Consider the following 13757-nt stretch of genomic DNA (forward strand, 5'->3'; position numbering starts at 1 on the left):
ACGGACGGATTTATATTATGTCAGCCACCCTGACAAGTTTGAATACGGCCGTATTGAAAAGGTATAATCCGATGTTGCCGCAAAATCGCTGGCTCGTTCTCGCAATTGTTTCCAGCGCGTTGTTTCTGATCGTTGTGGATATGACAGTGCTTTACACAGCACTGCCACGCCTCACCCATGATCTGGCGGCAAGTGCTTCCGAGAAGCTCTGGATCATGAACATTTACCCGCTGGTGGTGGCAGGTCTGTTACCGGGTCTTGGCACACTGGGCGACAAGCTCGGCCATAAGCGCATGTTCATGAATGGCCTGGTGGTGTTTGGTCTTGCTTCGCTATGTGCTGCCTATTCGCCAAACCCGGAAGTTCTGATAGCATCCCGCGCATTTCTCGCCTGCGGTGCAGCGATGATGATGCCTGCCACGCTGTCGATCATTCGACTAACCTTCACCGATGAAAAAGAGCGCTCGCTTGCTATTGGCATCTGGGCGGCCATTGCCTCGGGTGGCGCTGCCATCGGCCCCGTTGCGGGTGGTGTATTGCTCGAATATTTCTGGTGGGGATCGGTATTCCTGATCAATGTGCCTGTCGTTATCGTAGCGCTGGCACTTTCAGCCTTTAACCTTGAAAACCGCCCGCTTGGCTCGAAGCGCAAATGGGATCTCGTCGGCTCGATCCAGATCATGATCGGCCTGATAGCGTTGACCTATGCCGTCAAGGAACTTGCCAAACGCGATGCATCGATGACTGTCTTTGCGGGCGCACTGCTCATCGGCCTGATCGCCACGACCATCTTTGTGCGCAGACAATTTGCGAGCAAGGAGCCACTCATCGACTTCTCGCTGTTTAACAACAGACTGTTCTCAACCGGCGTGTTTGCAGCTCTGGTCGCATCAGGGTCGATGACCGGCATGGAACTGGTATTCAGCCAGCGCATGCAGCTTATCGAAGGTATGTCGCCATTGCAGGCTGGCCTGATGATCTTGCCTATTCCGCTTGCGGCTTTCGTAGCAGGGCCACTGGCTGGGATGATGTTGCCGCGCCTTGGAGCAGGCAAAGTGCTTTGGGGATCGCTCGGCATCACAGCGCTTGGGATCGTGATTTATATCCTGACCTACAAGCTCTCGACGCACTTCTATCTGGCAGGGTTAGCCGTTCTTGGCTTCGGCGTCGGCTGCGCGATGACTGGTGCATCGTCATCCATCATGGGCAATGCACCCGTTGAAAAAGCCGGCATGGCGGCATCCGTCGAAGAAGTATCATTTGAACTCGGCAACGCGCTGGGTGTTACGATCTTCGGTAGCATCCTGTCAGCGTTCTATACTGCAAGCCTTGTTCTGCCAGCAGGCTCAAGCATTCCGCCGATTGTCCGTGATAGCCTTGATGAAGCTCTTCTTGCTGCACAATCAATGCAAGCAGCAGATGCAGCGAGCCTCACCGCACTTGCATCTCAAGCGTTTGAGAATGCCTATGTCGCAGTGATCGTCGCAACAGCTGCGTTGCTCATCACTGCTACTGCTGCGACCTACATCGTGCAGCGCCGCAAGGTGCTTTAATCAAAATGTGCCACCGCAATTGCTGCGGTGGCACGCTCAACTGAAGTCTTTTCGACCAGCAAAACAGCATTTTCTCCAGCCGCTGCAAGTGCAGCAGATTCTGCAACGCCATGGCAACCAACAGACGCAAAAACCAATTCTGATGGGTTTTTAAGCCGCGGTGTTTCCTGCTCAAGACGAGCAGCATCAAAGAAGCGTAGCGCACAGCCATAATGTTGTGCGAGTTTTGCCCATACAGGATCACTTTGCTTAGTGGCAATTGTTGCGATCATATCCGGCCGCTTCAATCCGGCACCGCGCAAAACTCTATTTGCCAATGAAACAAGCTCCTCAAAACCTACGACTGAGGAGCAGCCCATTCCAAGAGCAATAAGATTTCCGTTAGACGGCACGTGGAGCCGGTTGCTGCGCTTCTCTGATGTCTTCCGATGTAACACCAAGAATATCTGCAATACGCTTGATCATCGCAGTTTCCGACTGATCGACATGATTATCGGCACGCGCAACACGAACAAGATCACGCAACAACGACGCACGGCGTTCCGGCGCCATTTCAGCCAGCATGGAAGCTGCCTGTTTCGTTGTCGTTTCATAGCCGAAGTCTTTGAGATATTCGGTCACTTCCGGCAACTCTTCAGCCGAAATTCCAAAATTCTCGGAAACGATCTGTCTGAAAGCTGCGATTTCTGCCGGATGACGATCACCATCGGCAAAAACGACATGAAGCAGAAGAAGCAGTTCCGAAGCGAGCGCCGGATCTTCGGCAACGCGCTGCACAGCACTCTTTTTGCTGAGAAACGCAGTAATGCGTTCGAAAATGCTTTCGCTCATGGGGGACTTTCTCCTGTGACCAACCTGACGTTTATCAGTAATGATGCCTGAACAAAAAAACAACGCAAGTACCAGTTGGTTCCGCACATAACTTGTCTGGCGCAACGAGATTGTCTGCTCTATGTTGCATCAACTTTTTCCGGACCCACCCATGCTTGAATTCTTCGATACGTTGACGCTTCTGCTAACCATGGCCGCTTTTATTGCGGGCATTATCGATTCTATCGCGGGCGGCGGCGGCATGATCACGATTCCCGCGCTACTCCTAGCCGGAATTCCGCCTGTCGAAGCATTGGGCACCAACAAGCTACAGGGACTGTTTGGCTCATCCTCCGCAACCATCGCCTATGCACGCAAAGGTCATGTGAACATCCGTGAACAATGGCCAGAAGCAATTGCGTCACTTGTTGGGTCGGTTCTCGGTGCATTTCTCGCAACCGTTCTTCCTGTCGACATCATGCGGGCAGCACTTCCAATTTTGCTGATTGCAATCGCCGTTTACTTTGCGCTCAAACCCAGCCTCGGCGATCTGGATCGTACGCGTCGTATTGGACCATTCCTCTTCGGAATGACGATTATTCCACTGATCGGCTTTTATGACGGCTTGTTTGGACCCGGCACAGGATCATTTTTCATGATCGCATTCGTGGCGCTTGCAGGCTTTGGCGTACTCAAAGCCACTGCCCATACCAAGCTGCTCAATTGCGCATCGAACGTCGGTGGCTTTGCCACCTTTGCTCTTATCGGTGTGATCAACTGGAAAATCGGCATCTGCATGGGTATTGCACAGTTTATCGGCGCTCAGATTGGCGCAAGCCTTGCGATGAAGGTTGGCTCACGCATCATCAAGCCATTGCTGATCGTCGTGAGCCTTGCACTTGCCATGCGTCTTCTCATGGAGCCGAGCAATCCTATCCGCCAGATGCTCGGATTTTAAACCCGAAGCGCTACCAACACGACACCGCAACCGATCAAAGCAATGCCTAGCCAGTTGATCGTCGACATGCGTTCGCCAAGAAATGCTGCACCAAACAGCGCAACCAATACGACCGACAATTTATCGACAGGGGCGACGCGTGACGCGTCACCAATTTGCAGCGCCCGAAAATAGGCAAGCCATGACGCGCCGGTTGCAAGGCCGGAAAGCACGAGAAACACCCACGACTTGCCTGAAATCTCGCCCGGCTTTTGCCATTGGCCTGTTACAGTCAAAAACAGACACAAAGCACCTATAATCACCAGCGTACGAACCAGCGTAGCAAAATCTGAATTGATGCCCTGAATTCCGACCTTGGCGAATACCGCGGTCAGCGCTGCGAAAATCGCCGACATCAACGCCCAGAATTGCCAGCTATCCGCCATTAAAATTCAATACCTTTTTGTGCTTTTACGCCAGAACGGAACGGATGCTTGATCATTTCCATCTCGGTGACAAGATCAGCAAACTCAATCAGCTCATCCTTGGCATTGCGGCCAGTGATGATGACGTGCTTCATCTCGGGCTTGGCTGCAAGCACTTCGATGATTTCCTCAACCGGCAGATAATCATAGCGCAGCACGATGTTGAGTTCATCGCATAGAACCATGTCATAGCTCTCATCAAGAATAAGCGCCTTCGCCTGCTCCCACGCATCGCGTGCCATGGCGATATCGCGGGCACGATCCTGCGTTTCCCATGTAAAGCCTTCGCCAAGTGCGGAGATTGTCACCTGCTCCGGAAATTTCTCCAGAACCCAGCGCTCGCCAGTATCCCACGAGCCTTTAACAAACTGCACAACACCAATTTTCATGCCATGGCCAAGCGCGCGAAAAACCATGCCGAAGCCTGCGCTCGACTTACCCTTGCCCTTGCCGGTGTGGACAATCACAAGACCTTTTTCATCAGTCTTGGTCGCCTGAATTTTGTCGCGCGCTGCTTTCTTCTTGCGCATCTTATCCGCATGACGGGCATTCAATTCCTCTTCCGTCATCGAAAGAAGTTTCGCAGATTTCTCAGCCATTAATTGCCCTTTCCGGAATCATTTTTTTAAGTTTAGCAAGGTCAGGTGAAGATGGCAGATCTTCCACATCAGACTTTGCTTGCAAACAAAGAGTGGCACGTCACATCGCCGTTTTCGTGCGATACTCCATAAGATTTTCCAGCTCAAACCGTGCTGAGTTAGAACGCGGCACCCAGAAGCCACGCTCTATTGCGTCATTGAGCTTTGAAGCGGTCTCACTCAGAGCAGCCGGGTTCTTATCAAGCATGAAATCATGCACGGCTCTGTCAGCGATATAAGCCTGATAAACAGCCTCGAAGTGATGGTTGCCAACTTTGCCGGTCGTAGCCGCGAAAGCGAAAAGATAATCGACAGTGGCTGCAATTTCCGCAGCACCCTTATAGCCGTGGCGCATCACGCCCGCGATCCACTTAGGGTTCGCCGCACGTCCACGCACGACGCGCGCAAGTTCTTCTTCGAGCGTGCGGATCACCGGCTTCTCAGGCTTTGAATGATCATTGTGGTAAACAGTCGGCATCGCACCAGTCAGATTTTCAACCGTCGCGGCCATGCCACCTTCAAACTGATAATAATCATCACTGTCGAGCAGATCATGCTCGCGGTTATCCTGATTTTGCACAACCGCCTGCACAGAGCGGAGCCGTTCTTCGAGAAGACCGCGTTCCGCCTGCCCCTCTTCACCAGCGCCATAGGCATAGCCACCCCAGACGAGCCAGGCTTCGGCGAGATCTTTGCGATCAGCCCAGCCATTTTCATCAATCAGCGCCTGCAAGCCAGCACCATACGAACCCGGCTTTGATCCAAACACACGATAGCCCGCGCGGCGTTCGGCAGTCTTCGCATCTACACCCGTTTCGATAAGCCGCGCTTGTTCAGCCTTGATGCGGCTAGCGATCGGATTGTCCTCCGCCTCTTCATCAAGTGCGCCTACAGCGCGTACTGCTTTATCAAACAGCGCTATCTGTTCAGGAAATGCATCACGGAAAAAGCCCGAAATGCGCAAAGTCACATCAACGCGCGGGCGACCAAGCTTGGCAATCGGCACGATCTCGTAGCCAGTGACACGCCGCGACGCCATATCCCAGACCGGCTTCACGCCAATTAACGCCAAGGCCTGCGCAATATCATCGCCACCCGTGCGCATGTTGGAGGTTCCCCATGCGGTCAAACCAAACGAAGTCGGCCACTCGCCATGATCCTGCGTATAACGCGTAATCAACAGTTCAGCTGATTTGCGACCAAGCTCCCATGCCGCTGGCGTCGGCACGGCACGGCTATCGGTGGAATAGAAGTTGCGTCCGGTCGGCAAAACATCTGGTCGCCCGCGCGTTGGCGCACCGGAGGGTCCCGGCGGCACGAACCGTCCTGAAATAGCGGAGAGAAAGCCTTCAATCTCTGATGGCCCACACGATGTCACCATCGGGCGCAAATGTTCATTGATCGACTGCAGCACGGCATTGGTCTGTGCCCAATTTGCCGGGCAGTCAACTTCACCATCCACAAACTGCGCGGCAAGCAATTCGATACGTTCAACCGTATCACCTTTAATACGCCAGCTTGCAGGACTTGCCGCCGCCAACAACTCAGGCTTCGGCCCGGTCCACGGATCAGCCATAGCACAATCGAGCGGATCAAATTCTTCGCCAAGACCTGCGTCTTTTGCGATAGCCCGCTGCAAGCTCTGTTCGCCCAGCAAGCCACCCAGCGAAACAGGAATGCCGCGCGGCACGCGCGCCAGAGCAACCAGCAAATCGGTCAATAAACGCCCTTCAGGGGCGAGACCAAAAATATGCAGCCCATCGCGGATCTGCATTTCCTTGAGATCGCAGAGATAGGCATCAAGCTTTTGCAGCGCCATATCTTCATCGTCATGGTCATGAATACCCGCATCGCGGTCGAGACCAATGTCGCGTACCAGATCAAGAATCTGCGCCTTCAGTCGCAACAGACGGCGCGGATCAACGCCCGATGCCTCGTAATATTCATCAACCAGCGCTTCCAGATCTTTAAGCGGACCATAGCTTTCGGCGCGCGTTAACGGTGGGGTCAGATGATCGATGATCACGGCACCCGCGCGACGTTTGGCTTGCGTGCCTTCACCCGGATCATTGACAATGAACGGATAGACATGCGGCGTGGGGCCAAAGACCGCTTCAGGATAACAGTTTTCCGACAAAGCCAGCGCCTTACCGGGCAGCCATTCCAGATTGCCATGCTTGCCCATATGCACGATGGCATCGATCTTCGCCACGTCGCGCAAATAAGCGTAGAACGCGATATAGCCATGCGGCGGCACAAGATCAGGGGAGTGATAGGTCTCTTTTGGATCGATATTATAACCACGTGCAGGCTGAATACCGGCAATGGTTTCGCCAAGTTTCATCAGCGGCAGCGCAAAACCTTCAAGCTCGCTATCATAGAATGGATCATTCTCTGGGCCACCCCAGCGGGTCTCAATTTCATTCTGAATCACATTCGGAAGCTTTGCAAAGAAAGCCCTGTATTGACTCAGAGAAATGACCTCGCGGATGACTCGTCCATCACGTGCAGCATTGGTCGGACCAGCCATTAAAAGCTGCATAAAGGCATCACTATTGGCCGGCACATCACCCACCTGATAGCCCTCGCTCGCCATAGCGCGCAGCACTTCCACCGTTCCCGCAGGCGTATCAAGCCCAACGCCATTGCCCAGCCTGCCATCGCGATTCGGATAATTGGCAAGGATCAGCGCAACGCGTCGCTCTTCCGGCTTTTTTCGCTTGAGCCACACCCAATTTGCCGCCAATCGCGCGACAAAAGCCACACGTCCGGCATCCGGCTCATGGGTGACAATATTAGCTTCAACAGTGCTATCAAATTGCTTTGCCGATTTAAACGACACCGCACGCGACAGCACACGCCCATCAATTTCCGGCAGCGCCACATTCATTGCAAGATCACGCGCCAGCAAACCCTGCTGAGATGCTTGCCATGTTGCTTTTGGCGTACCGGAAAAGATCACCTGCAGAACCATATTGCCGCGCTTATCCAGCACGGTCGGCTTACGCTCAGCACCCGGCGAAGAAATTGCAAAGCCGGTTGCATTGAGCACAATATCCGGCTGACAATCTTCAAACAGGCCATCGACAACTGCAGCAGAAAGCCGGTCCTTAAGGCTGGAAACAAAGATCGGAACAGGGTTGAGGCCCTTGGCCAGCAACGCATTGATCAGTGCTTCGACCGGCTGTGTCTGTCCGCTTTGAACCAGCGCACGATAAAAAATGATTGCCGCAGCAGGCGCTTCGGCGTCTTTCCATTGTCGGCGGATGAGATCGAGCGAAGGCGTGGCCATATCTGGCCACCACAGCCCAGCTTTCAGAAGCGGTGCAGCCTCCTCCGGCTTTTCGCTTTCATCAATCAGTGCGCAACAATAATCGAGAAATCGGGACGTATTGGCGGCCCCGCCCTCAATCAGATATTGCCAGAGAGCATCCCGCTCCTGCGATGAAACGGTTGAGAACCGTTCAAGTCCGTAATCTGGCTTATCATCACCCGGCAGCACGGCGATCTTGATGCCGTGCGAAACCGCACAGGCATGAAGCGCCTCAAGCCCATAAGGCCAATAGGTCTCGCCACCAATAATCCGCACAACAATAAGTTTCGAATGTTGTGCCGTGCGCTCGATATAAGCGTCGACTGACATGGGATGTGTGAGGCTTAGAAAATTAGCGAGCCGGAGACTTGGCCCGCTTTGCCCAAGCTTATGTGCTTGAGCAAGGCTTGCCAGCTCCGTATCGGCAGCGGAAAGGAACAATATATCGCCCGGCGTCTGGCCGAGGTCGACAGCCTCATTGCCATCGCTGATCGTTCCTTTCTGGGCAAGTAATAAGTGCATCAGAGCATAATCCCGAAAAGTGGGAACCGGTTTTCGGAACAGATTATGCTCAGAAAAGCGACGCAAGCGCGATGTTTAGTCACTTCACAATTGTTCCTCACGAAGTAACAGCGTCTTTCACGGCTTTGGTGATAGCCTGTTCATCGATCTCATGCAGGCCAATGACGACAAGACGCGTATTGCGCAGTTCATCCTTGCCCCACGGGCGATCGAAATAGTGCTCAATACGCGGACCAACAGCCTGCACAACCAGACGCATCGGCTTGCCCGGCACATCGACAAAGCCTTTGAGACGCAGAACATCATGTTCCGCAATTATGCCCTTGAGCTTTTCGGTAAATGCCTTTGGATCAACAACCGAACCTGCTTCAACCACAAAGCTTTCAAACTCGTCGTGATCATGCTCATGACCATCAGCATGATGGATTTCATGATGCGATTTGCGGTTGGCGATATCGTCTTCCGTACCAACGCCGAGGCCGAGCAGTACGTCCGCACCAATCTTGCCGAAGCTTGCTGGCACCATGTTGACGCGACGTGTTGAACGTTCCGCCACATCGGCCTTCACGCTATCAAGTTTCGACGGATCAATGAGGTCGGCCTTGTTGAGAACAATGAGGTCAGCCGCATGTATCTGATCCTCAAAAAGTTCCTCTAAAGGGCTTTCATGATCAAGAGAATCGTCCGCTGCGCGCTGTGCATCCACCTTGTCGTGATCGTCCGCAAAACGGCCTTCAGCAACAGCGGCAGCATCGATCACAGTCACCACGCCGTCGACCGTCACCTGCGTTTTGATTTCGGGCCAGTTGAAAGCAGCAACCAGCGGCTGCGGCAGCGCCAGACCCGAAGTCTCAATCACGATGTGATCAAGACGATCCGCACGATCAAGAAGCTTGGTCATGGTCGGAATGAAATCATCAGCAACGGTGCAGCAGATGCAGCCATTGTTCAGTTCAATAATATCTTCTTCACGGCAGCTTTCGATACCGCAACCTTTAAGAATTCCGCCATCGACACCGAGATCGCCAAACTCATTGATAATGAGCGCAATGCGCTTGCCATTGGCGTTTTCCAGCAGATTGCGAATAAGCGTTGTTTTACCCGAACCAAGAAATCCGGTGATCACGGTCGCTGGAATCTTTTGTCCCTGCATCAAATTAACCCTTCATTTTGAGCGGCAATCCTGCCGCTATGAAATAAACTTCATCCGCCACCGACGCCACGGCCTGATGCAGAAAACCGGCATGATCGCGAAATTCACGCGCCATGCGATTTTCCGGCACAATACTCAAGCCGACCTCGTTGGAAACAAAAACAACCTGACCTGAAAGCTGAGGCAATGCTGTAACCAGCGTCTCGGTTTCAGCAGCAATATCCCGCTCTGCCATCATCAGATTGGTGATCCAGAGCGTCAGACAATCGACAAGCACGAAACGGTCATGTCCCGCGTGTTTTTGAAGTGCCCCCACAAGGTCGAGCGGTTCTTCAACCGTCTGCCATTCGTCCCCGCGACTGTTGCGATGAATGGAGATGCGGCTCTCCATTTCCGTGTCGAATGCACGTCCCGTCGCGAGATAGACTGGTTGAAGGCCTGTCCCTTCAACCAGTTTTTCCGCATAAGACGACTTACCAGACCGGGCTCCGCCAAGAACGAACGTGGTTTTTGCATTTTCATTTCGGAGCAGAGCCATATCTATCAGCCTTCAATATCTGACTTCGCATAAGCCTGAATGAACCAGCCCAGCGCAAGCCCAATGACAGCCCACATGAACAGGTTTGTTGCAAGCGATGCGACGGCATATTGCGAAGCAAGCAGTGACGGGATTGGCGATGCAATATCTTCAGGGTGCGGCGCGCCATAGAGATGCGGTGCGATAATCAGCACAAGTCCCAGGATTTTGGAAATAATCTCGCCACGCAAAACCAGTAGATAAATGCCGACGCCACTCAAGACGACGGTCGAAATCCACCAAAGCTGACGCTGTGCGAGGTCGGCCGCAGGCATGGCAGGCAGTTCCGGCGAAAGTCCCAGAGCGGGCAGGAAGGCGACCGCAAAGAAACCTGCCATCCCCCAAAGGATACCGTTCTGCGGTGTGATCCGACGACCAAGCAGCAAAGCAATACCACCCAAAAGCAAAGCAAAGCCTGCACCGGCTACGAGGTTGGCAAGCAATGTGTTGCCAAGGCGACCAAACGGAAGTTCAGCGCCCTCCTCTTCTTCGCCTTCACTCGCCGCAGCTGCGGCATGGTCGTGCGGTGCAGACGCTTCGGCTTCGCCATGGCTATGACCGCCGCCAGCGTCTTCATAGGTTTCCGCCTGAATAATCAGCGGAACGGTTTTCAAATACATAGCAGGCGTCACGAGGAGCCCGGCAAGAAGACCAGCAACAAGCGTGGCCAAAAGATAACGGATCAACATTTTATTCCCTCAACAGCAATTATTCGCCGATGGCCGTCCACCATCAAGCGTTGCTCATTTCCTGTTTCAAAAAGCTAATCGGCTTAGTGGCAGGGAAACCCGTATGAATGACGCGTATCGTGCGCTGAATCGTGCAGCGTATCCGAATGGGCGAGACCCACGCCGTATATCAGAAACGCGCCAAGAAGCAGCGAAACGACAGCTGTCGCAAGACGCGTTGCAAGCGGCATAGCTATAGTATTGGGAATAGAATTTTGGGTACGCGCAGCCATGACAACCTCCGTGTAGGCAGCAGGGAAAACCTCCCATGGGGTGCGGACAAAATGCCCTTCACACTACAGGCAGGTCTCCTGGCTCACGGGTCGTAGGGTTTGGAGCGCCTTCCCAGAAACGTTGTGTTTCCAGTGGCTGCCGGTTAACCGGCTTGCCTCATCCCTCTCCGCTCTACAGTCGCGGGGTCGGCTGCGATAAAGACGCCCGGATTGGGTCCGTCCGTCGCATTCCCTTTTGGTATCGCCGGGATTCGTCCCGGCAAAACCTGTTGTGTAGATCGACACTAGGCTTTCACCAATGCGGCGTCAATCAATCTACTTATAAAGGCGCTTACGCAGCCCTGAGCCTTTTTGTCGAACCCAATCGTCAATGGTATCGGCGTTGCGAGCAACTCGAGGCCACAGCCATATCATCAATCCAATTATCAAAACCCATGCAATAACGACATCAGACAAAAAGTGTGCCCCCATAAAAACACGGTTGAGCGAAATGGAAACAAGTAAAGGGACGAGAACCCCTGCTGCCCAAACACGATAAGGCCGTGGCACGAGAATGAGCAATGAAAGCATTGCAGCTGCCGCTGCCGACTCACCTGATGGAAACGAACAACTGTGACGACAAGCGTTCGCAAACTGCCAAGCTGGGGTAAAATCGGCCGTTCCACCAAATTCCATCAGATGTCTTGGACGTGCACGACCAATAATAAACTTCAGTGTCTGCACCAACACGCCAGGACCAAAGGCAAAAGTTAAAACAGCATAGACAATTTTATGTGGAGATATAGCGTTTAAGGGGCGTTGCGATATTGCATAGACTACAAGCAACATCAGCAGCAGACCAATAATATAGAACTGACTGAGCCTGTGATAATCTCTCAAAGCGACCCAATAGGGATGTTGAGAGATAACGAAATCGCCAGCACGATAAAAATATCGAGACACATCAATATCCACCTGAGGAAACACAATAAAAAAACCGCTGACCAGAATAAAAAAATATAAAAAATTCTTCTCCAAGCGGAGAGAATAACGTTCATAGTCAGCGCCAAAATAAGACGCAATACGCACGATCAACCTCTAAAAATAAATAAAAAAAATTTTAGAATTTAATATAGTCAAAATATTGTTCATGCATTTTTAAATAATTAAGTATTTAATTATATATTACTATCTATTTAAAGTAATTGTATTTTATTATTCTTTAATATTATAAATTATCAAATTGAAAAAATTGCATCAATATCGAGAGAATCTTCCAACCCTTTCGCGAGCTGATCCAGCGCGCCCTCTATACTTTCTCTGTAATGCTCAACTGAGCTACGCACTCCGAGAGCAAAAAGGACATTTCGCCTAAACTCATCAGCACAAAAAACGCCATGCAGATACGTCCCCATGACACGGCCGTTTATTGATACGGCTCCGTCGTCATGACCATCAATTTTTGAAAATGGGCGTATCGCATCAGCGCCATGCGTGCGACCGATATGTATTTCGTAGCCCTCGAGGGCTACATCATAAAGCATTGATTGAGCCTGAACATTGCGAACAACTTTTTCTGGCTCCATGATTGTCTCAACATCAAGTAAGCCCAAGCCATCAATCTCGCGCACCGACCCTTCAATGCCATGAGGATCACTAATGCGGTTTCCAAGCATCTGAAACCCGCCGCATATCCCAAGCACATGCCCCCCACGTCGCACATGCGCGTGCAAATCGCGCTCCCAACCATTTTCACGAAAGGCAATCAAGTCAGCAATTGTGGATTTGGTTCCCGGTATAACTACAAGACCGGCATCGTTCGGCAGAGGCTGTCCAGGGGGAACCATAACAACCTCCACCTGATCTTCGGCCTTCAATGGATCGAGATCATCAAAATTTGCGATGCGTGGTAGCATCGGAACCGCTACTTTCAATGCTTTGGCATCGCCGCGCGTAGCACGTTCCAAGACAACCGAATCTTCGGCAGGCAAGCGCGACACGGCTTTCAGCCAAGGCACAACACCGAAGGAGCGCCAACCGGTAAAACGCGTTATCGCCTCCAGACCGTCATCAAACAGCGTAATATCGCCGCGAAACTTATTGATCAAAAAGCCGTGCACCATTGCACGGTCCTCGTCGGACAGGATTGTGTGCGTACCGACCAGCGAGGCAATTACCCCACCGCGGTCAATATCGCCCACCAGAACCACCGGCACGTTGGCCTGTGTAGCAAAGCCCATATTAGCAATATCGCCAGCGCGCAGATTGATTTCGGCAGGCGATCCCGCACCTTCGATGAGCACCAAATCAGCGCCTTCGCTAATGATGGCGTAAGATTCCATAACTGCCGCCATCAATTGCGGTTTTAACTGCTGATAATATCGGCCACGCGCCTCACCACGCACTTTTCCCTGAACAACGACCTGACTGCCCATATCGGTCTGTGGTTTCAGCAAAACCGGATTCATGTGCACCGATGACGGAACGCCACACGCCAGAGCTTGAAGCCATTGCGCCCGTCCAATCTCGCCACCGTCATCGCTGACGGCCGCATTATTAGACATGTTTTGCGGCTTGAATGGCCGAACTATCAGTCCGCGATTGCGGGCAACGCGGCATAGACCGGCAACAAGAACACTTTTGCCGACATCCGAACCCGTTCCCTGAAACATGATTGCGCGTGTCATGCGCGCTTGCCTATCCCAAGTTTATGCGACTGGCAATCGCCAGCAGTTCCAGCGACCTTATATGCAAAAATGCGCATCAGTTTATTACAAAAGTGAGCAAGATTATTCCAATGGAGCGTTGGCAGCCACGAGCCATTGTGAT

13 protein-coding genes and 1 riboswitch are annotated in these 13757 nt (G+C 52.4%); of the genes, 2 read left to right on the plus strand and 11 right to left on the minus strand.

Translation table 11 applies throughout. The features are described 5' to 3' along the window. The first annotated feature begins 71 nt into the window (after positions 1 to 71). Positions 72 to 1553, plus strand: coding sequence for an MFS transporter (locus tag ACOZHT_RS12845; RefSeq protein WP_339513751.1), 1482 nt, complete (start codon positions 72 to 74; stop codon positions 1551 to 1553). Here ACOZHT_RS12845 and ACOZHT_RS12850 read toward each other — a convergent pair. Then, the gene (locus ACOZHT_RS12850) at positions 1550 to 1912 is read right to left on the minus strand and encodes a cobalamin biosynthesis protein (protein WP_339513749.1); all 363 of its coding nucleotides are present in this window, start codon (positions 1910 to 1912) and stop codon (positions 1550 to 1552) included. The genes ACOZHT_RS12845 and ACOZHT_RS12850 overlap by 4 nt on opposite strands. 22 nt (positions 1913 to 1934) lie before the next feature. Then, positions 1935 to 2384 (minus strand): TerB family tellurite resistance protein, encoded by a 450-nt coding sequence (locus ACOZHT_RS12855; protein ID WP_339513747.1) that lies wholly within the window; start codon positions 2382 to 2384, stop codon positions 1935 to 1937. 151 nt (positions 2385 to 2535) lie between these two features. On the opposite strand from ACOZHT_RS12855, the gene ACOZHT_RS12860 reads away from it, so the two are divergent. Further along, positions 2536 to 3321 carry a TSUP family transporter gene (locus ACOZHT_RS12860; RefSeq protein WP_339513745.1) on the plus strand — a complete coding sequence of 262 codons (786 nt, stop codon included), beginning with the start codon at positions 2536 to 2538 and terminating at the stop codon, positions 3319 to 3321. On the opposite strand, the gene ACOZHT_RS12865 is transcribed toward ACOZHT_RS12860, so the two are convergent. The 9 genes from ACOZHT_RS12865 to ACOZHT_RS12905 all read right to left on the minus strand — a co-directional run bounded on the left by ACOZHT_RS12865 (position 3318) and on the right by ACOZHT_RS12905 (position 13615). Next, complete coding sequence (locus tag ACOZHT_RS12865) at positions 3318 to 3746, minus strand: EamA family transporter (RefSeq protein WP_339513743.1); 429 nt, start codon at positions 3744 to 3746, stop codon at positions 3318 to 3320. The genes ACOZHT_RS12860 and ACOZHT_RS12865 overlap by 4 nt on opposite strands. After that, positions 3746 to 4384: a cob(I)yrinic acid a,c-diamide adenosyltransferase gene (gene cobO / locus ACOZHT_RS12870; protein ID WP_064320764.1), complete on the minus strand. Its 639-nt coding sequence runs from the start codon at positions 4382 to 4384 to the stop codon at positions 3746 to 3748. Before cobO ends, ACOZHT_RS12865 begins: the two co-directional genes overlap by 1 nt. 100 nt (positions 4385 to 4484) lie before the next feature. Beyond that, positions 4485 to 8258 carry a cobaltochelatase subunit CobN gene (gene cobN / locus ACOZHT_RS12875; protein ID WP_421565803.1) on the minus strand — a complete coding sequence of 1258 codons (3774 nt, stop codon included), beginning with the start codon at positions 8256 to 8258 and terminating at the stop codon, positions 4485 to 4487. A 97-nt stretch (positions 8259 to 8355) separates the two neighbouring features. Further along, a complete protein-coding gene (cobW, locus tag ACOZHT_RS12880) occupies positions 8356 to 9411 on the minus strand; it encodes a cobalamin biosynthesis protein CobW (RefSeq protein WP_421565804.1) in 1056 nt (351 codons plus the stop codon). 4 nt (positions 9412 to 9415) lie between these two features. Continuing rightward, on the minus strand, positions 9416 to 9949 hold the full coding sequence (gene cobU, locus ACOZHT_RS12885) for a bifunctional adenosylcobinamide kinase/adenosylcobinamide-phosphate guanylyltransferase (protein ID WP_339513738.1): 534 nt from the start codon (positions 9947 to 9949) through the stop codon (positions 9416 to 9418). Between the two features lie 5 nt (positions 9950 to 9954). After that, positions 9955 to 10677, minus strand: coding sequence for a CbtA family protein (locus ACOZHT_RS12890; protein WP_339513737.1), 723 nt, complete (start codon positions 10675 to 10677; stop codon positions 9955 to 9957). Between the two features lie 83 nt (positions 10678 to 10760). Continuing rightward, positions 10761 to 10949: a CbtB domain-containing protein gene (locus ACOZHT_RS12895; protein WP_339513735.1), complete on the minus strand. Its 189-nt coding sequence runs from the start codon at positions 10947 to 10949 to the stop codon at positions 10761 to 10763. A 51-nt stretch (positions 10950 to 11000) separates the two neighbouring features. Next, positions 11001 to 11234, minus strand: a riboswitch (cobalamin riboswitch). Between the two features lie 30 nt (positions 11235 to 11264). Further along, positions 11265 to 12017: a phosphatase PAP2 family protein gene (locus ACOZHT_RS12900; protein WP_339513733.1), complete on the minus strand. Its 753-nt coding sequence runs from the start codon at positions 12015 to 12017 to the stop codon at positions 11265 to 11267. Between the two features lie 149 nt (positions 12018 to 12166). Beyond that, entirely contained in the window at positions 12167 to 13615 is a 1449-nt protein-coding gene (locus tag ACOZHT_RS12905; protein ID WP_421565805.1) for a cobyric acid synthase, read from the minus strand. Positions 13616 to 13757: the final 142 nt, after the last annotated feature.

The sequence above is a fragment of the Ochrobactrum sp. EDr1-4 genome (assembly GCF_049199085.1).
Taxonomy (GTDB): domain Bacteria; phylum Pseudomonadota; class Alphaproteobacteria; order Rhizobiales; family Rhizobiaceae; genus Brucella.